The 17,812-nt window shown below is 70.5% G+C and carries 16 protein-coding genes; 5 read left to right on the forward strand and 11 right to left on the reverse strand.

From position 1 onward, the window contains the following. Positions 1-62: 62 nt before the first annotated feature. Positions 63-1,040, reverse strand: a complete 978-nt coding sequence (locus tag ACFQPS_RS13810) for an SDR family oxidoreductase (protein WP_377359803.1) — start codon at positions 1,038-1,040, stop codon at positions 63-65. Between the two features lie 144 nt (positions 1,041-1,184). Here ACFQPS_RS13810 and ACFQPS_RS13815 point away from each other — a divergent pair, with 144 nt between their 5' ends. Then, on the forward strand, positions 1,185-1,931 hold the full coding sequence (locus ACFQPS_RS13815; protein ID WP_377359848.1) for a UdgX family uracil-DNA binding protein: 747 nt from the start codon (positions 1,185-1,187) through the stop codon (positions 1,929-1,931). Positions 1,932-2,075: 144 nt separating this feature from the next. On the opposite strand, the gene ACFQPS_RS13820 is transcribed toward ACFQPS_RS13815, so the two are convergent. After that, a complete protein-coding gene (locus ACFQPS_RS13820; protein WP_377359804.1) occupies positions 2,076-3,482 on the reverse strand; it encodes a porin in 1,407 nt (468 codons plus the stop codon). A 171-nt stretch (positions 3,483-3,653) separates the two neighbouring features. Beyond that, positions 3,654-4,628, reverse strand: coding sequence for a radical SAM protein (locus ACFQPS_RS13825; protein ID WP_377359805.1), 975 nt, complete (start codon positions 4,626-4,628; stop codon positions 3,654-3,656). 112 nt (positions 4,629-4,740) lie between these two features. On the opposite strand from ACFQPS_RS13825, the gene ACFQPS_RS13830 reads away from it, so the two are divergent. Next, positions 4,741-5,496 (forward strand): class I SAM-dependent methyltransferase, encoded by a 756-nt coding sequence (locus ACFQPS_RS13830; protein WP_377359806.1) that lies wholly within the window; start codon positions 4,741-4,743, stop codon positions 5,494-5,496. Positions 5,497-5,521: 25 nt separating this feature from the next. Here the strand turns inward: ACFQPS_RS13830 and yddG are convergent, their stop codons facing one another. From yddG to typA, 6 genes are all read right to left on the reverse strand, one after another. Continuing rightward, positions 5,522-6,427, reverse strand: coding sequence for an aromatic amino acid exporter YddG (gene yddG / locus ACFQPS_RS13835; RefSeq protein WP_377359807.1), 906 nt, complete (start codon positions 6,425-6,427; stop codon positions 5,522-5,524). Between the two features lie 72 nt (positions 6,428-6,499). Continuing rightward, positions 6,500-6,958 (reverse strand): NUDIX hydrolase, encoded by a 459-nt coding sequence (locus ACFQPS_RS13840; protein ID WP_377359808.1) that lies wholly within the window; start codon positions 6,956-6,958, stop codon positions 6,500-6,502. A 107-nt stretch (positions 6,959-7,065) separates the two neighbouring features. Further along, positions 7,066-7,788, reverse strand: a complete 723-nt coding sequence (phbB, locus tag ACFQPS_RS13845; protein ID WP_377359809.1) for an acetoacetyl-CoA reductase — start codon at positions 7,786-7,788, stop codon at positions 7,066-7,068. A gap of 78 nt (positions 7,789-7,866) precedes the next feature. Beyond that, on the reverse strand, positions 7,867-9,042 hold the full coding sequence (locus ACFQPS_RS13850; RefSeq protein ID WP_377359810.1) for an acetyl-CoA C-acetyltransferase: 1,176 nt from the start codon (positions 9,040-9,042) through the stop codon (positions 7,867-7,869). Positions 9,043-9,191: 149 nt separating this feature from the next. Continuing rightward, positions 9,192-10,652: a sensor histidine kinase gene (locus tag ACFQPS_RS13855; protein ID WP_377359811.1), complete on the reverse strand. Its 1,461-nt coding sequence runs from the start codon at positions 10,650-10,652 to the stop codon at positions 9,192-9,194. Between the two features lie 236 nt (positions 10,653-10,888). Beyond that, complete coding sequence (gene typA / locus ACFQPS_RS13860; protein ID WP_377359812.1) at positions 10,889-12,712, reverse strand: translational GTPase TypA; 1,824 nt, start codon at positions 12,710-12,712, stop codon at positions 10,889-10,891. 254 nt (positions 12,713-12,966) lie between these two features. Here typA and ACFQPS_RS13865 point away from each other — a divergent pair, with 254 nt between their 5' ends. From ACFQPS_RS13865 to ACFQPS_RS13875, 3 genes are all read left to right on the forward strand, one after another. Continuing rightward, a complete protein-coding gene (locus ACFQPS_RS13865; RefSeq protein ID WP_377359813.1) occupies positions 12,967-13,653 on the forward strand; it encodes a septation protein A in 687 nt (228 codons plus the stop codon). Then, positions 13,650-14,441: an SDR family oxidoreductase gene (locus ACFQPS_RS13870; protein WP_377359814.1), complete on the forward strand. Its 792-nt coding sequence runs from the start codon at positions 13,650-13,652 to the stop codon at positions 14,439-14,441. Before ACFQPS_RS13865 ends, ACFQPS_RS13870 begins: the two co-directional genes overlap by 4 nt. Before the next feature lie 168 nt (positions 14,442-14,609). After that, entirely contained in the window at positions 14,610-15,008 is a 399-nt protein-coding gene (locus tag ACFQPS_RS13875) for a hypothetical protein (RefSeq protein ID WP_377359815.1), read from the forward strand. A gap of 98 nt (positions 15,009-15,106) precedes the next feature. On the opposite strand, the gene ACFQPS_RS13880 is transcribed toward ACFQPS_RS13875, so the two are convergent. Continuing rightward, positions 15,107-15,889, reverse strand: a complete 783-nt coding sequence (locus ACFQPS_RS13880) for a succinate dehydrogenase iron-sulfur subunit (protein WP_012569057.1) — start codon at positions 15,887-15,889, stop codon at positions 15,107-15,109. Positions 15,890-16,015: 126 nt separating this feature from the next. Continuing rightward, positions 16,016-17,806: a succinate dehydrogenase flavoprotein subunit gene (sdhA, locus tag ACFQPS_RS13885; RefSeq protein WP_377359816.1), complete on the reverse strand. Its 1,791-nt coding sequence runs from the start codon at positions 17,804-17,806 to the stop codon at positions 16,016-16,018. Between the last annotated feature and the right edge of the window lie 6 nt (positions 17,807-17,812).

Raw genomic sequence — 17,812 nt, forward strand, 5'->3', positions numbered from 1 at the left:
CGGCGGCGACGTCGCGGCCCCTTCCCTTGCCCGGACCGGTCGCTTTCCGGTCGGATCCGGCGTCAGGCCGCGCGCCGGCCGGCGGCCAGCGCCCCGGCCGCCAGCAGACCCGCCGCCCCCAGGCCGACCGCCAGCGGCAGCAGCGACTGCCCGCCGCCGCGCACCGCCATCCGGTCCTCCGGCGGACCGAACAGGTTGCCCGAGCCGTTCCGCCCCGGCGTCGCCCGGGCGAGCGCCATCTCCACCCCCGCCAGCATGGCGCGGCCCACGAGGTCCGGCGCCAGGGCATAGGCGACGCGGCCCAGCAGGGTCGGCAGCCCGACCGGCACCCGGGGCCGCGGATGCGCCGCCAGATCCACCATCAGCCGGGCGATCCGCTCGGGCGACTGCATCGGCCCCCGGGGGTCCAGGGTGCGCCCTGTGTAGTTCCCGGCATGCTTAAGGCCCGGCGTGTCCACGAAGGACGGGTAGATGGCGCAGACATGCACGCCGGAATGCCGCCGCATCTCGTGGCGCAGCGCCTCGGTCAGACCGTGCAGCCCCGCCTTGGCGGCGGCATAGGCGACCGCCCCCGGCGGATAGACCCAGGCACCGATGGAACTGGTGTTGATGAGCACGCCGCGGCCACGGTCGATGAAATGCGGCAGCACCGCATGCGCCCCGTTCAGCGGCCCCAGCAGGTTCGTCTCGATGGTGCGGTGGTGCGCCTCCAGCGGCACGTCCTCGAACCAGCCGACGGCCCCGACGCCGGCGTTGTTGATCCAGACATCGACCCCGCCGTACCGGTCGATGGCCGCATCCAGCAGGTGGCGCATGTCGGACGGGCTGGTGACATCCGCCGGAACGGCAATGGCGTCACCGCCCGCCCGACGGCATTCGGCGGCCGCATCCTCCAGCATGTCGCGCCGGCGGGCCGCGAGTACGAGGCGGGCGCCCTGGGCGGCGAAGGCCCGCGCCGTGGCGCGCCCGATGCCGCTGGACGCCCCCGCGATCACCACCGTGGCGCCGTCCAGACCACCGTCCCGCTGCGCTGCACGCATTCCCCTCTCCCTCTCCGGTTCCGGCCCCCGCGTGGTCCATACGCCTTCGGCCGATCCTGCCGCCCCAACAGCCGGTGGCGCCTTTCGGCACTGCAAGGTCCGGCACTGGGACGCGCGGAACGGGAACTTTCCCGGATTCGCGCAATTGAGCCGGAAAGGGCCCGTAACCGGGCCGGGAACCGTCAGGGAGAAGCGACCATGCCGTCACGCGCCCCACCCGATTCCGCCGCCCGCTTCCTGCCGCCGGCGCGCACCATCCCTGCTCTGCGGGAGGCCGCGGCGGGCTGTACCGCCTGCCCGCTGCACGAGACCGGCACCCGGACCGTGTTCGGGGAGGGGCCGGAGCGGGCGCGGCTGGTGCTGGTCGGGGAACAGCCGGGCGACCGGGAGGATGCCCAGGGGCGCCCCTTCGTCGGGCCGGCGGGACAGCTCCTGGACCTTGCGCTGAACGCCGCGGGGATCGACCGCCGCGGCGTCTACGTGACCAACGCCGTGAAGCACTTCAAATGGGTGCAGCGGGGCCGCCGCCGCCTGCACGAGAAGCCCGGCCGGCTGGAGATCCTGGCCTGCCTGCCCTGGCTGGAGAACGAGATCGCCGCCATCGCGCCGGAAGGCATCATCTGCCTGGGCGCCACGGCGGCACAGGCCCTGATCGGCCGGACCTTCAAGGTGACGGAGGAGCGCGGCCAGTTCCTGCGCACGCCGCTGGCGGGCTGGATCACGGCGACGGTGCATCCGTCATCATTGTTGCGGATCGAGGACCGGGAGACGCAGCGGGCCGCCTACGAACGCTTCGTGGGCGATCTGGCCCGGATCGCCGGACGGCTGGCCGGGCGGCTGGAGGCCGAGGCTCCCGCCCGCATGGGGATGGGGCAAGGACGTCTGCTGTAGGCCCGTCTGCTGCGGGCCACCGGCTGCGGGCCACCGGCTGCGGGCCACCGGCTGCGGGCCACCGGCTGCGGGCAGAAAGCGGCCCCGCACCAGGAGGGTGCGGGGCCGAGGTTGCTGACGAAAAGGGGCAGTCGGAACCGAGGCTCAGAACTGGAACTGCAAACGCCCGATGATGGCATCGGCGTCGGCATCCACGAGGGGCGCCGGCCGTTCGATGTCGATCATCTGGTAGTTCAGCATGAAGCGGATGGCCGCGTTGACGTACCAGTTGACGCCGAAGGTCCAGACCGTCTGCTTGCCTTCCAGCGGCGTGACGTAATCGGGGTCCTGGAGATCGTTGACGGAATAGCGGACCCCCAGCTCCCAGGCGCCGATGCCGCCCTGGGAGTTGAACGGTGCCGAAGGCACGACGCCGGACCAACCGCCCGTGCCGATGTTGTACTTCCGGTGCTCACCCGTGAGGATGTAGCCCAGCGAGACGTAGTAGCCCTCGAAGCTCAGATCGGCCCCTTCGTCCGCCACGGTGGCGGGGCTGTCCCGCGTCTCGACATCCTGGGCATAGTACTCGGCCGCGGCCCAGAAATTGTTGAAGCTGGCGCCGATGTCGCCGCCCCAGACCGTGTAGTCCTCCAGATCCAGCGTGCCGCCACTGACCAGCAGGGTACCGCCGCCGATCCGGTTCTCCGGACGATCGGCGAAGAGGTAGGGCCGGGCCGCCCCCGGGCCGGTGCCCTGGCGCGGCGTGATCACCGTACCGGCGGAGGCGCCGATCGCCACCTCCTGGTTCTGCGCACTGTGGACCAGGAAGGCGCCCCGGCCGATGGCCGCGAGCTGGTCGTCCCCGCCGACCGGGCTGATCGCGGCCTGATCGCCCGTCAGATAGGCCGCCACCATGTAGTTGGAGCCGGTCTTGCGGACACCGACCGCGGCGCGGCTTTCGCTGGCCACGATGTTGGTGATCGTGTTGGTGATGGCCGACCGTTCGATGAACGGGATGTCGTTGGAGCCCGTGGCGTCGTCCAGGGTGAAGGGCGGTTGCATCAGGCCGATCTCGAACCGCCAGCCCGGAATGCCGGTATAGGCGATGTTCGCCGCCTGGAGCCGGGTGCTGCTGCCGCGGCTGCCGGAAGCGTCGAGCGTGAACTCGAACGCCCAGTCCCGGTAGACGGTGCCGGCGACGCCGAGGAAGGCGCGGCGGACATTGAAGCCGTCCGGCAGGTCCGTGGCGATGCCGGAGTCGGGGAACCAGTTGCCGTAGTCGATATGGAAGCGCGTGCGCAGCGCGACGTCGAACGCCTTGTCGGCGGAGACGATGCGCGGCCGTCCGGCATTCACCGTCACGGTCGGCATGTCGGCGGTCCGCTTGTCCACCGCCTGGATCTGCTTCTCGACGGACTCCCGCAGGGTTTCGAGCTGGCTCTGAAGAGCCTGGATCTGCCGGTTGAGGGCGTCGATCTGTGCCTGACTCGGCTGGCCCTGCGCCACTGCCGGCTGCGCCGCCAGCACGAGCGCGGCCGCTGTCGTCGCCAAGAGCCCTGGGAGAGACCTCATGCGCTTCCTCCTCTGTTCCGTTGTTATGGTCGTGACCCGAGCGGGCAGGTGCAGGAGAAGCGTAACCGAAGCCGCGTGGCGGACGAGTCCAATATGTCCTGCGAATGACGATTTGATGACGGTATGACCTGCATGCCACAGATTGCAGATGTGCAACCCGCGCGCGTTACCTCAGCCGGTACTGCATGATGCCCCGCCCAGCACGCAGAACCTGGCGCAATGGGGATGGTTCAGCACCACCGGCCCGTGTGCGCCTGCCAGCGTCGGGCCGAGGTCGAAGCGCGGATCGTGGGGCAGCAGGGTGCAGGCGACGACCGTCGGGCGCTCCGCCCCCTTGCGCTTCACGACCATGCGGCTGCCGGCGCACATCATCTGGTCCGGGCTCTTGCCCAGGATGCCCCAGCAGGCTTCCGTGATCTCCGGCACGTCGCGGCGGGCGTCCATCTCCGGGAAGAGGACGAGACGGGCAGGATCGGCGGCGTCTATGCCGAGTCCCTGTTCCGCGAACAGCCGGGCATAGCCGGCGCGGAGCCGGTCCTCCCCTTCGCCCGAAAGGCCGCGCCCGGCGACGGAGATGTCGAAACCGTTGGCCGCCAGCCAGAGCAGCCCGCGCAACGCCGGTTCCCAGGCGCCCGGCCCCCGCTCCGCCTCATGCACGTCCCGGCCGTAATGATCGAGGGAGACCCGCAGCGACAGTCGCGCCCCGTACCGCTCGCGCAGGCGCAGGAGTGCTGCCCGGTGCCGCTGCATCGGCCGCATGGCGTTGGTCAGGACCAGGGCGCGGAAGCCCCCCTCCAGAATGTCCGCCAGGATGCCGGGGACGTCTCGGTTCATGAAGGGCTCGCCGCCGGTCAGCCCGATCTCCCGCGTCGGCCAGCCGGCCGTGGCGATCTCCTCCAGGTACGCCTTCGCCTCGGCGCGGGTCAGATAGACCAGCGCGTCGTTGCGCGGGTTCGACTCGATGTAGCAGTTGGTGCAGGTGAGGTTGCAGAGCGTCCCGGTGTTGAGCCAGAGGGTGCGCAACGCCGTCAGCGTCACCGAGGCGCGCCGCTCCCCCCGGGCGGTCACGGCGGGATCGCGGAACTTGGCCGGGTCCAGCGGCGTGGTCGCAACGGTCGGGCAGGAGGGGGCGGCGGAGGCGGTCATGCGGTCTTCCGTAGCGGCTGCGGGCCCCGCAGGGGCCGTCCTGGGAAAAGGTAGTCCGTTGCGGGACCGCTTACACTCCCCGGCCGGGACCCGTTCGTGCTAGCGTGCGGCCATGTACAGCGACGTCGTCGATCTGCGCGAATTCTACGAAGGCAGCCTGGGCCAGGTGGTGCGGCGGCTGATCCGCCGCCGCATCCGCGAGCTGTGGCCGGACGTGACGGGACAGCGGGTGCTGGGCATCGGCTACGCCACGCCCTATCTGCGGCCGTTCCGGGACGAGGCGGAGCGGGTCATGGCCATGATGCCGGCCAGCCAGGGTGTCGTCTTCTGGCCGTCGGAAGGGCCGGGGCTGGTGACACTGACGGATGAGGCGGAACTGCCCCTGCCGGACATGTCGGTGGACCGGGTGCTGTTGATCCACGGGCTGGAATACACCGAGCATCTGCGCCCGATGCTGCGCGAGGTCTGGCGCGTGCTAGCGGGTGGCGGGCGGCTGATCGCCATCGTGCCGAACCGCCGCAGCATCTGGGCCCGGTCCGACCGCACGCCGTTCGGCAACGGCTCCCCCTACTCCTCCTCGCAGCTCAAGAAGACGCTGCGGGCCAACCTGTTCGTACCGGAGAAGGAGAGCTGCGCCCTCTTCATGCCGCCGGCGCGGTCGCGCTTCCTGCTGGCCGGCGCCGGCGCCTGGGAGGAGATCGGCGCGCGCTGGTTCAAGGCCTTCGCCGGGGTGATCGTGGTGGAGGCGTCGAAACAGATCTATGCCTCGGCCGGCCGGGTGAAGGCGCCCGAACGCAGCCGCCTGCTGGCCCCCGCTGCCCGGCCCGTCTTCGGCCGCAGCGCAAGCCACCGGGAGACGGAAGAGTAACCCTCCGGCCCGGCCGGGAGGCGCGCTATCCGCGGGCGAGGCCGCGGCCGGCGATGACGGCACCGCCGACGATCAGCAGGCAGGCCAGCCCCAGGGTCGGTGTCGGCTCGCCCCGGCCCAGCGCGATCAGCAGCGCCGTGGAGAGCATCGGGGCGGCATAGCTGAGCGCCCCCAGGGTCTGGATGTCGCCGCGCTTGATGCCGTGGTCCCAGACGAAGAAGGCGATGCCGAGCGGCCCCAGCCCCATCGCCAGCACCACCACCCAGGCAGCCCCCTGCGGCCACACCGTCACCTCGAACAGCAGGTGGCAAAGGGCCGCCAGGATCGAGGTGCCGAGACAGAATCCGGTCACCGCCTCCGTCGGCACCTCGCCATGCCGGCGCATCGCCACAGAATAGGCCGACCAGATCAGGGCGCAGGCCAGGGCCGACAGGTAGCCGGCCCAGTGGCCGCCGCCCATCTCCCCCGTCTCGGCCCCGCCGCCGACCAGCAGCAGCGTGCCCGCCAGCCCGGCCGCAGCCCCGGCCAGTGCCGCGCGCCCCAGCCGCTCGCCCGGCAGCAGGCCGGAGAACAGCACGATGAACAGCGGCCAGAGATAGTTGATGAGGTTCGCCTCCACCGCCGGCGCGGTACGCATGGCGATGAAGTAGAAGAAATGGTAGCCGAACAGCCCGCCCACCCCCAGCAGCCAGACCGGCAGCGGCTGGCGCAGCGCCTGCGACAGCGGCCGGCCGCGGACGATCTGGACCAGCAGCCCCGTGACGCCGCCGACGCCGAAGCTCATGGCCACCATCTGGAACGGCGGCACCGGGCCGGCGAACGCGGTCAGGCTGGCGAGCGTGGACCACAGGAGGATCGCCGTCGCGCCGATCAGGGTGGCGCGGCGGACGGTGGCGACGGAGGGCGAGAGGACGGCGGCAGGGCTGGACATGCCACGGTGGTACGCGGGCGCCGCACCGCCCGCAAGGGGCCGCACCCGGCGGACGCCCCGCCGGCCGGCCTGTCAGACCTGCGTCCGCCGCATCCGTGCGAGGTCGAGCACCTCCAGCAGCGCAGGCCACGCCACCAGCGACCGCCACTCCTCCGCCGTCGCCCAGCGTGCCTCCAGCGCGTCATCGCCCGGCACCGGCTCGCCGGAGAGCCAGTCGGCCTCTACGTTGACGATGGTGAAATGGAAGTGGATGCGACCGTCGGGGGCACGGAGAATGCTGTCCACCGCCGTCAGCACGCCGGTCGGGCGGACGACGACGCCCGTCTCCTCCCACACCTCGCGGGCAGCCGTATCGGCCAGGGTCTCCCCCAGCTCCTGGCTGCCGCCGGGCAGGCTCCACTCCCCCTCCCCCGGCGGCTTGCCGCGCCGGATGAGCAGGATCCGGTCGTCCTTCCAGACGATGCAGCCGACGCCGACGCGCGGCTGGTCGGGAAAGGCGTGGGCAGGCGGCCTGGGCTGGATATCTGTCATCGGTCCTGAGTAGCCGCCCCGGCCGGGCCTCGCAAGGCGGAGCACGACGCGAACGGCCCCGGGGAACCCCGGGGCCGTCCGGACGGAGCGGAACCGGGTCCGCCGGATCAGTACATGTGCTGGCCGCCATTGATGGAGAGGGTGCTGCCGGTGATGAAACCGGCATCGTCCCCGACCAGGAACAGCACGCCGCGGGCGATCTCCTCCGCCTTGCCCAGGCGGCCGACGGGGATGCGGGCGACGATCTTCTCCAGCACGTTCGGCGGCACCGAGCGGACCATGTCCGTGTCGATGTAGCCCGGCGCGATGGCGTTGACGGTGATGCCCTTGGCCGCCCCCTCCTGCGCCAGCGCCTTGGTGAAGCCGTGCAGGCCGGACTTTGCGGCGGCGTAGTTGACCTGACCGTACTGCCCGGCCTGGCCGTTGACGGAGCCGATGTTGACGATGCGGCCGAAGCCGCGCTCGCGCATGCCCTCGATGACGGCGCGGGAAAGGTTGAAACAGGAGGTCAGGTTGGTGCGGATCACCTCGTCCCACTGCTCGAAGGTCATGCGGTGGATGGTGGTGTCGCGGGTGATGCCCGCGTTGTTCACCAGCACCTCCACCGGGCCGAGGTCGCTGACCACGCGGGCAACGCCGGCCTGTACCGCCTCGAAGTCCGAGACGTCGAACTTGTAGGCGGGAATGCCGGTCCGCTGCGAGAACTGGCGGGCGGCATCGTCATTGCCGCCGTAGTTGGCGGCCACCGAATAACCGGCATCCTTGAGCGCCACGGAGATCGCTTCGCCGATGCCGCGGGTACCGCCGGTAACCAATGCAACGCGTCCCATCTTCGTTTCCCCCCGATTGGTCGGTTGGTTGACACCTGGACAGCGGGCCGCGGACCGCGGCCCCGCCGGAAGTGAGGCTCAGTCGCGGGCGACACAGAGGGCGATGCCCATGCCGCCGCCGATGCAGAGCGTGGCGAGCCCCTTCTTCGCGTCGCGCTTCTGCATCTCGTGCAGCAGCGTGACCAGCACCCGCGCGCCGGAGGCGCCGATCGGATGGCCGAGCGCGATGGCGCCGCCGTTCACGTTGACCTTGGCGGTATCCCAGCCGAGGTCCTTGTTCACGGCGCAGGCCTGGGCCGCGAACGCCTCGTTGGCCTCGATCAGGTCGAGATCGTCCACCGTCCAGCCCGCCTTCTTCAGCGCGGCGCGGGAGGCCGGGATCGGGCCGGAGCCCATCACCGCCGGATCGACGCCGGCGGTGGCCCAGGAGACGATGCGCGCCAGCGGGGCGACGCCGCGGCGGGCGGCGTTGTCGGCCGTCATCAGGACCAGCGCCGCCGCCCCGTCATTGATGCCCGAGGCATTGCCGGCCGTGACCGTGCCATCCTTCCTGAAGGCCGGCCGAAGCTTCGCCAGCGCCTCGGCCGTGGTGCCGGCCTTGGGGTGCTCGTCGGTATCGACGATCACGTCGCCCTTGCGGGTGGCGATCTTCACCGGGACGATCTCGTCCTTGAAGCGGCCGGACTTCATCGCGGCCTCCGCCTTCTGCTGCGAGGCGGCGGCGAAGTCGTCCTGCTGCTCGCGGGTGATCTGCCACTTCTCCGCGACGTTCTCCGCCGTGTTGCCCATGTGGTAGGCGTTGAAGGCGTCCAGCAGGCCGTCCTTCAGCATGGTATCGACAAAGGTCGCGTCGCCCATGCGCACGCCCGGCCGCAGATGGGCGCAGTGCGGCGACTGGCTCATGCTCTCCTGCCCGCCGGCGACCACCACCTCGGCATCGCCCAGCAGGATCGCCTGATAGCCCAGCGCCACCGTGCGCAGGCCCGAGCCGCAGAGCTGGTTGATGCCGTAGGCCGTCCGCTCCACCGGGATGCCGGCGTTCACCGCCGCCTGCCGCGCGGGATTCTGGCCGGCACCCGCCGTCAGGATCTGGCCCAGCACGACCTCCGAGACCTCGGCCGCGTCGGTCCGGGCGCGCGCCAGCGCCTCACGGATGACGACTTCCCCCAGATAGTGGGCAGGAACGGTGCTGAGACCGCCGTTGAAGGCACCGATGGCCGTGCGCGCTGCGCCGGCAATGACAACATCGACCATTAAGTCCTCCGCTCCATGGGTTGCTTTATGGTTGAGACGGTCCCGGGGCAAGAGTACGAGCGCCGGTTGTGCTGCGCAAGGCGCCGTCGCCCCGATCGCCGGAAGGGGCAGGAGCAGGCCGCGGTTGCCCCTTCCGGCGATCGGGGGAATCAGGGATCGGCGCTGGCGGGATTGAGTTCGGGCGCGATGGACGGAAAGCGGACGACGAAGCGCACCCCGCCCGACGGCGCCTCTCCCACCTGCACCTGCCCTCCCAGGGTGCCGGTGACGATGCTCCAGACCAGGTGCAGGCCGATGCCGGTGCCGCCCCGGTCGCGCCGGGTGGTGAAGAAGGGTTCGAAGATGCGCGGCCACAGGGCCCGCGGAATGCCACGGCCGTCGTCGCTGTAGACCAGTTCGACCCAGCCGCCGCCCCGCCGCCGCGCCTCGATCCGCAGGGTTCCCGTGCTGCCGTCCTCATAGCCATGCAACAGGGAGTTCAACACAAGGTTCGTCAGCACCTGGGCAAGCGGACCCGGATAGCTGTCCACCACCAGCCCGTCCTCGATCGCCACCTCGACCCGGTGCCCGGCCTCCCGCACCTTCGGCGACAGGCTGGCCAGCACCTCGCGGACATAGGCGGCAAGGTCGAAGCTGCGGCGGCCCTCGCTCGACTGGTCCGCCGCCACCTCCTTGAAGGCACCGATCAGGTCGGCCGCGCGCCGCCCGTTGGCCTGGATCAGCCGGCACAGCTCGTCGGAGGACCTGAGGAACTCCTCCAGGTCGGCGGGGCTCATGGCGTTGCGGGCCAGGGCGTCGCGCAGGACAGCGATCTCGTCGCGGATCTGGGAGATACCGGTGATGACGATGCCGACGGGGGCGCTGACCTCGTGCGCCACCCCGGTGACCAGCCCGCCCAGGGAAGCGAGCTTCTCCTGCAAGACGATCTGTTCCTGCGCCGCGCGCAGCGTGGCCAGCGCGGCCTCCGCCTCGCGGTGCGCCTCCTCGGCCTGGGCACGGCGGGCCTCCGCGGTATCGCGGGCCTGACGCAGCATGCTGCGGGCCTGGCGCCGGGCCGCCTGGGCGGAGATGTTGCCGGCCAGCCCGACCACGACCGCTCCCAGCAACGCGGCCAGATGCCAGGCGTCGGACTGCACCTCGGGCGCCGCGGGCAGCAGCCCCGTCTGTCCCAGGGCATGGACCAGCAGGATGTAGGCCGTGAAGACGCCGAACATCAGGGCGATCAGCCGCGGCCGCCCGAAATTGCTGATGACCAGGGCCCCGACCAGCATCAGGACCGTGAAGGGCGAGGCGACGCCCCCCGTCTGCGACAACAGCCAGGCCAGCACGGACATGGTGGCGATGGCGGCCAGATGCACCTGGGTCAGGGGCCAGCCATCGCGGATGGCAAGAAGCTGGACGGCCACCCCGACGGTGAACAGCAGGAAACCCAGGAAGGCGGCGAAACCGGACTCCCCGCCCCAGAACAGGGAGCCGACGGCGAAGCCGCTGGAGACGAGGATGATGACGAGAGCGGTGCGCACCCAGCTCCGGTAGCGGACCAGCGCGCGTTCCTCCCCACCATCGCGGACCGGGGACGGCAGGAAGCAGTCGATCAGGCCGTCCGCCATCGTTCCGGCGGTATCCAGGAGCCGTCCGTGCAAAGGCCCACCCATGACCGTCCGCGCGCCCTCCGCTCCATGCCTGCGCGAGACAGTGGCTGAAACGGACCGCCGACTCAATGGAGATGCAAGCCCCTCTCCCACAGCGGAAGCGGAGTTCGATCAGACACCATGGTCCCGATGAAAAACCCCCGCCCTTACGGGCGGGGGTTCTCAGGACCGACTCTCTGGAACCGGGCCGCGGCTCAGCTCGCCTCGGCCTGCTTCTCGGCGCGCTTGCGGTCGTTCGGATCGAGCAGCTTCTTGCGCAGGCGGATCGACTTCGGCGTCACCTCCACCAGCTCGTCGTCCTCGATGTAGCTGAGCGCCTTCTCCAGCGACATGTTGATCGGCGGGGTCAGGCGCACCGCCTCGTCCTTCGAGGTGGTGCGGATGTTGGTGAGCTGCTTGCCCTTCAGCACGTTGACTTCCAGGTCGTTGCCGCGGGTGTGCTCGCCCACGATCATGCCGCGGTACACCTTCCAGCCCGGCTCGATCATCATCGGGCCGCGGTCCTCAAGGTTCCACAGCGCATAGGCCACGGCCTCGCCGTCGGAGTTGGCGATCAGCACGCCGTTGCGCCGGCCCTGGATCGGACCCTTGTAGGGGGCGTAGCCGTGGAACAGGCGGTTCATCACGCCGGTGCCGCGGGTATCGGTCAGGAACTCCCCCTGGTAGCCGATCAGGCCGCGCGAGGGGACGTGGAAGACCAGCCGGACCTTGTTGCCGCCGGACGGACGCATCTCCAGCATCTCGCCCTTGCGCTCGTTCAGCTTGTTGACGACGACGCCCGAGTATTCCTCGTCCACGTCGATCACCACCTCCTCGATCGGCTCCAGCCGCTGGCCGGTGGTGGGATCGGGCTTGAACAGCACGCGCGGGCGGCTGATGGACAGCTCGTAGCCTTCGCGCCGCATCGTCTCGATCAGGATGCCGAGCTGAAGCTCGCCGCGGCCCGCCACCTCGTAGGCGTCGGTGTTCTCCGTCTCGCGGATGCGCAGGGCGACGTTGCCCTCCGCCTCGCGCATCAGGCGGTCGCGGATCATGCGGCTGGTGACCTTGTCGCCCTCGCGGCCCGCCAGCGGGCTGTCGTTGACGCCGAAGGTCATGGCCAGGGTCGGCGGGTCGATCGGCTGCGCCGGCAGCGCCTCCTCGACGGAGGTGTCGCAGATGGTGTCGGCCACGGTCGCCTTGGTCAGGCCGGCGAGCGCCACGATGTCGCCCGCCTCCGCCTCGTCGATGCCGACACGCTCCAGCCCGCGGAAGGCCAGCACCTTGGAGACGCGCCCGGCCTCGATCAGCTTGCCGTCGCGGGTCAGGGCCTTGATCGCCATGTTCGGGCGGACCTTGCCGGACTGGATGCGCCCCGTGAGCAGGCGGCCGAGATAGGGGTTGGCCTCCAGCGTCGTCGCTAGCATGGTGAAGGGAGCGTCGGCCACCACCTTGGGCGGCGGCACATGGCGGCGGACCAGATCGAACAGCGGCCTCAGGTCCTTGCGCTCATCGTCCAGGTGTTCGATCGCCCAGCCGTTGCGGCCGGAGGCGAACAGGGTCGGGAAGTCGAGCTGTTCGTCATTGGCGTCCAGGGCGGCGAACAGGTCGAAGATCTCGTTGTGGACCTCGTCCGGGCGGGCGTCGGGACGGTCCACCTTGTTGATCACCACCATGGGGCGCAGGCCGAGCTTCAGCGCCTTGCCCAGCACGAACTTGGTCTGCGGCAGGGGACCTTCCGCCGCATCGACGAGCAGGCAGACACCGTCCACCATGTTCAGGATGCGTTCGACCTCGCCGCCGAAATCGGCGTGGCCCGGCGTGTCCACGATGTTGATGCGGGTGCCGTCCCAGACGACGCTGGTGCACTTCGCCAGGATGGTGATGCCGCGCTCGCGTTCCAGGTCGTTGGAGTCCATGGCCCGCTCTGCGACCTGCTGGTGCTCCCGGAACGAACCGGACTGCTTGAGAAGCATGTCCACCAGCGTCGTCTTGCCGTGGTCGACGTGCGCGATGATGGCGATATTGCGCAGTTCCATGGGGTCCGTCCCGAAGCAGGGCGCGGCGGCGGTCCTCGGCCGGGACGGCAGCGGCGCACGAAAAAGGCCCGGCTCCATGCATCAGGCAGGGGGCCGGGCGGTGTCGGGCGGATATATAGCGGCCTGCGCCCGTTTCGGGAAGGGCAAACCCCGGCATGGGTGCCCTGTCCGGGCCGTGGGCGCGCCCGGTGATGTCGGGAAACGGGCGGAAATCGGCTCTGGCGGCCCGGGCACGGGACCGCTACATCAGGGGCATGCCTGAGACGATCCCCGCCCCGCCCGCCGCCGACGCCCCCGCCCCGCCCGCTTCCGTCCCCGACTCCGGCCCGCCCGCCGGCGGAACGGCAGCGGCGCGCCGGCCGCTGCCGCCGCTCCTCCGCCTGCTGCTGGAGGCGGGGCCGCTGGCCGTGTTCTTCGTCGTCAACAATCTCCAGGGCATCATGGCGGGTACGGCGGTCTTCATGGCCGCCACCGCCACGGCGCTGGCTGTGAACTGGCATCTGGAGCGGCGGCTGCCGGTGATGCCGGTGGTGGGCTGCTTCTTCGTCATGCTGTTCGGCGGCCTGACCCTGTGGCTGCATGACGACCTGTTCATCAAGATCAAACCCACGGTGGTGAACCTGCTGTTCGCCGCCACCCTGTTCGCCGGGCTGGCGCTGCGCCGGAACCTGCTGAAGCTGGTGCTGGGCACGGTGATGGAGCTGACGGACCGCGGCTGGCGCATCCTGACGGTGCGCTGGGCCTGGTTCTTCGTGCTGCTGGCCGGGCTGAACGAGGTGGTCTGGCGCACCCTGGGCACGGACGACTGGGTGACCTTCAAGGTGTTCGGCATCCTGCCGCTGACGCTGGTCTTCAGCGCGGCGCAGATCCCTGTCATCATGAAGCATCAGGTGCCGGAGGCGGCGGAGCCCCCGGCCGGGGAGAAGGGCCCGGTGCCATGAGCGTCCAGGGCCGCGTCGTCTGGATCACGGGTGCCTCCTCCGGCATCGGGGAAGCGCTGGCCAAGGCGTTCGCGGCCCGCGGGGCGCGGCTGGTGCTCTCCGCCCGCCGGCAGGCGGAGCTGGAGCGGGTGCGCGCGGCCTGCGGCGGGGCCGAGATCGTGCTGCTGCCGATGGACGTGGCCGCGCTGGCGGAGGTGCCGGAGAAGGCGCGGGAAGCGGTGGCCGCCTTCGGACGCATCGACCTGCTGGTCAACAATGCCGGCATCAGCCAGCGCAGTCTGGCGAAGGACACGGCGCTGGAGGTGGACCAGCGCATCATGCAGGTGAACTTCTTCGGCAGCGTCGCCGTGACCAAGGCCCTGCTGCCGCACCTGCTGGAGCGCGGCGACGGCCGCATCGTCGTCATCACCAGCGTGGTCGGCAAGCTGGGCACGCCGCTGCGCTCGACCTACGCCGCCAGCAAGCACGCGCTGCACGGCTTCTTCGACAGCCTGCGGGCGGAGCTGGCGGGCACGGGCATCGGCGTCACCCTGGTGATGCCGGGCTTCATCCGCACCGCCGTCTCGCAGAACGCGCTCACCGGCGACGGCACGCCCCAGGGCAGCATGGACGCCATGCTGGCCGCTGGCCTGGACCCGGACATCTGTGCCGCGCGCATCCTGGACGCCGTCACCGCCGGCCGGGACGAGGTCTATGTCGGCGGCCGGCGCGAGGCGGCGGCTCTGGCGCTCAAGCGCTTCTTCCCCGGCCTGTTCGCCCGCGCCATCGCCCGCGCCAGGGTACGCTGACCTCACCCCACCGACCGCCCCCGTTACCCGACCGCGACGGCGCATTGCCGCGCGGTAAAGCCGGGTAACGCGGCGGTAACGGTCGTTGCGCGACGGCGGCGGCACCGTATCCTCCCTTCCCGTGCGCCCTGAAGGATCAGTCCGGGCGCGAGACCCGAGGAGACACGGATGCCCGCCCCGACCGACCGCCCAACCGCCGTTCTCGCCACACGGACCGCCCGGACGCCGGCCGCCCGCCTGACGCTCGGCCTGCTGCCGCTGCTCGGCGCCCTGCTGTTCCTGGCCGGCTGCGCCATCGAGGTGAACGGGGAGACGGATGAGTGGCGCGACGGGGCCTACCGGCCGCGCTCGGCCACCGACATCTGCCGCCGCGAGGTCTACCGCAGCTACGACGACGACTACCGGGTCGCCTTCGAGTTGCCGGAGATGCGGACGGAAGGGGCGAAGCAGACGGTGACGCAGACCTTCACCCTGACGCCGAAGCGCGGCCGCAGCGGCCAGGAGACGCGGACCATCCGCTGCACGGTCACCGACGGCGCGCTGACGGACGTGGCGACGGTGCGCTGAACCGGCCGGGCAGCCCTGCCCGACAATGCAGAAGGGCGGGCCCCGCGGGGTCCGCCCTTCGTCGTCTCCGTCCCATGGCCGCCGGAGCGGCCCGGGGATCAGCTCCGCCGTTCGACCAGCAGCTTCTTGATCTCGGCGATCGCCTTGGCCGGGTTCAGACCCTTGGGGCAGGTCTGGGTGCAGCTCATGATGGTGTGGCAGCGGTAGAGCCGGAACGGGTCCTCCAGATTGTCGAGGCGCTCGCCCGTCATCTCGTCGCGGCTGTCGGCGATGAAACGGTAGGCCTGCAACAGCACGGCCGGACCGAGATAGCGGTCCCCGTTCCACCAGTAGCTGGGGCAGGCGGTGGTGCAGCAGAAGCAGAGGATGCACTCATAGAGGCCGTTCAGCTTCTCGCGTTCCTCCGGGCTCTGCAACCGCTCGCGTGAGGGCGCCGGGCTCTGCGTCTGCAACCACGGCTTCACCGAGGCGAGCTGGGCGTAGTTCTGCGACAGGTCCGGCACCAGATCCTTCACCACCGGCTGGTGCGGCAGCGGGTAGATCTTGACGTCGCCCTTCACCTCGTCGATCGGCTTCAGGCAGGCCAGCGTGTTGCGCCCGTCGATGTTCATGGCGCAGGAGCCGCAGATGCCCTCGCGGCAGGAGCGGCGGAAGGTCAGCGTGCTGTCCACGTCGTTCTTGATGTGGTTGAGCGCGTCCAGGACCATCGGCCCGCACTTGTCGAGGTCGATCTCGAAGACGTCCTCCCGCGGGTTCTCGCCGGAGTCCGGATCGTAGCGGTAGATGCGGAAGCGGCGGGTCCGCTTCGCCTCCTTGGAAGCGGACCGGACGGTCTTGCCGGACTTGACCCGGGAATTGGCGGGAAGGGTGAATTCGACCATTGTCGTTCCGTCCTCAGACTGGCGGCGTCCGGTGCTGCCGGCGTTCCATTTCGTCGTGCCGCCCGGGCGGGCGGTGGGTGACAGGCGGTTCGCAAGGGTGGGGCGCCGTCGCCGGCGCCCCGGCCCTCAGTACACCCGCGCCTTGGGCGGGAAGGCCTGGACCTCGTTGGTCAGGGTGTTCATGTGGACCGGGCGGTAGTCCAGGGCCACCTCGCCGTCCGGCTTCACCCACACGACCGTGTGCTTCATCCAGGTCTCGTCGTCGCGCTCGGGGAAGTCCTCGCGGGCGTGGGCGCCGCGACTCTCCTGGCGGTTGGCCGCCGAGGTGATGGTGGCGACGGCCTGGTACATCAGGTTGTCCAGCTCCAGCGCCTCCACCAGATCGGAGTTCCAGATCAGGGAACGGTCGCTGACGCCGATGAAGGGGCGCTTCTCCCACGCCTTGCGCATCAGTTCCACGCCCTCCTCCAGCACCTCGCCGGTGCGGAAGACGGCGCAGTTGTTCTGCATGACCTTCTGCATCTCCAGCCGCAGATGCGCCACGCGCACATCGCCCTTGGCGTTGCGGTGGCTGTCCAGCCGCTCCAGCGCGCGGTCGATGCTGCTGGCCGGCAGGTCCTTGTGCGGGGCGCCGGGCGTGACGATCTCCGCCGCGCGGATGGCGGCGGCGCGGCCGAACACCACGAGGTCGAGCAGCGAGTTCGAGCCCAGGCGGTTGGCCCCGTGAACGGAGACGCAGGCCGCTTCGCCGATCGCCATCAGGCCGGGGACAACGCGGTCCGGATCGTCGCCGCGGGGGGCGACCACCTCGGCCTTATAGTTGGTCGGGATGCCGCCCATGTTGTAGTGGACGGTCGGCAGCACCGGGATCGGCTCCTTCGTCACGTCCACGCCGGCGAAGATCTTCGCCGTCTCGGCGATGCCGGGCAGGCGCTCGTGGATGATCGCCGGGTCCAGGTGCTCCAGGTGCAGGTGGATGTGGTCGGCATGCTCGCCGACGCCGCGGCCCTCGCGGATCTCGATGGTCATGGAGCGGCTGACCACGTCGCGGCTGGCCAGATCCTTGGCCGAAGGCGCGTAGCGCTCCATGAAGCGCTCGCCCTTGGCGTTGGTCAGATAGCCGCCCTCGCCGCGGACGCCCTCGGTGATCAGGCAACCCGCGCCGTAGACGCCGGTCGGGTGGAACTGCACGAACTCCATGTCCTGCAACGGCAGGCCGGCGCGCAGCGCCATGCCGCCGCCGTCGCCGGTGGAGGTGTGGGCCGAGGTGCAGGAGAAGTAGGCGCGGCCGTAGCCGCCCGTCGCCAGCACCGTCTGGTGCGCGCGGAAACGGTGGATCGTGCCGTCGTCCAGGTTCCAGGCCAGCACGCCGCGGCAGACGCCCTCATCGTCCATGATCAGGTCGAGGGCGAAGTACTCGACGAAGAACTCGGCCTGGTGCTTCAGCGACTGCTGGTAGAGCGTGTGCAGGATGGCGTGGCCGGTGCGGTCGGCGGCGGCGCAGGTGCGGTAGGCCCGGCCCTCCCCGTAACGGGTGGTCATGCCGCCGAAGGCGCGCTGGTAGATCTTGCCCTCCGCCGTGCGGGAGAAGGGCACGCCGTAATGCTCCAGCTCGATGATGGCCGGGATCGCCTCACGGCACATGTATTCGATGGCGTCCTGGTCGCCCAGCCAGTCCGACCCCTTCACGGTGTCGTACATGTGGTAGCGCCAGTCGTCCTCGCCCATGTTGCCCAGCGCCGCCGAGATGCCGCCCTGCGCTGCCACGGTATGGCTGCGGGTCGGGAACACCTTGGTGATGCAGGCGGTCTTCAGCCCCTTCTCGGCCATGCCGAAGGTGGCGCGCAGGCCGGCGCCGCCGGCGCCCACGACGACGACGTCGTAGTAGTGGTCGGTGATCGGGTAGGCGGTAGCCATGTCGTG

It is taken from the genome of Rhodocista pekingensis (assembly GCF_042665545.1).
GTDB lineage: Bacteria > Pseudomonadota > Alphaproteobacteria > Azospirillales > Azospirillaceae > Rhodocista > Rhodocista pekingensis.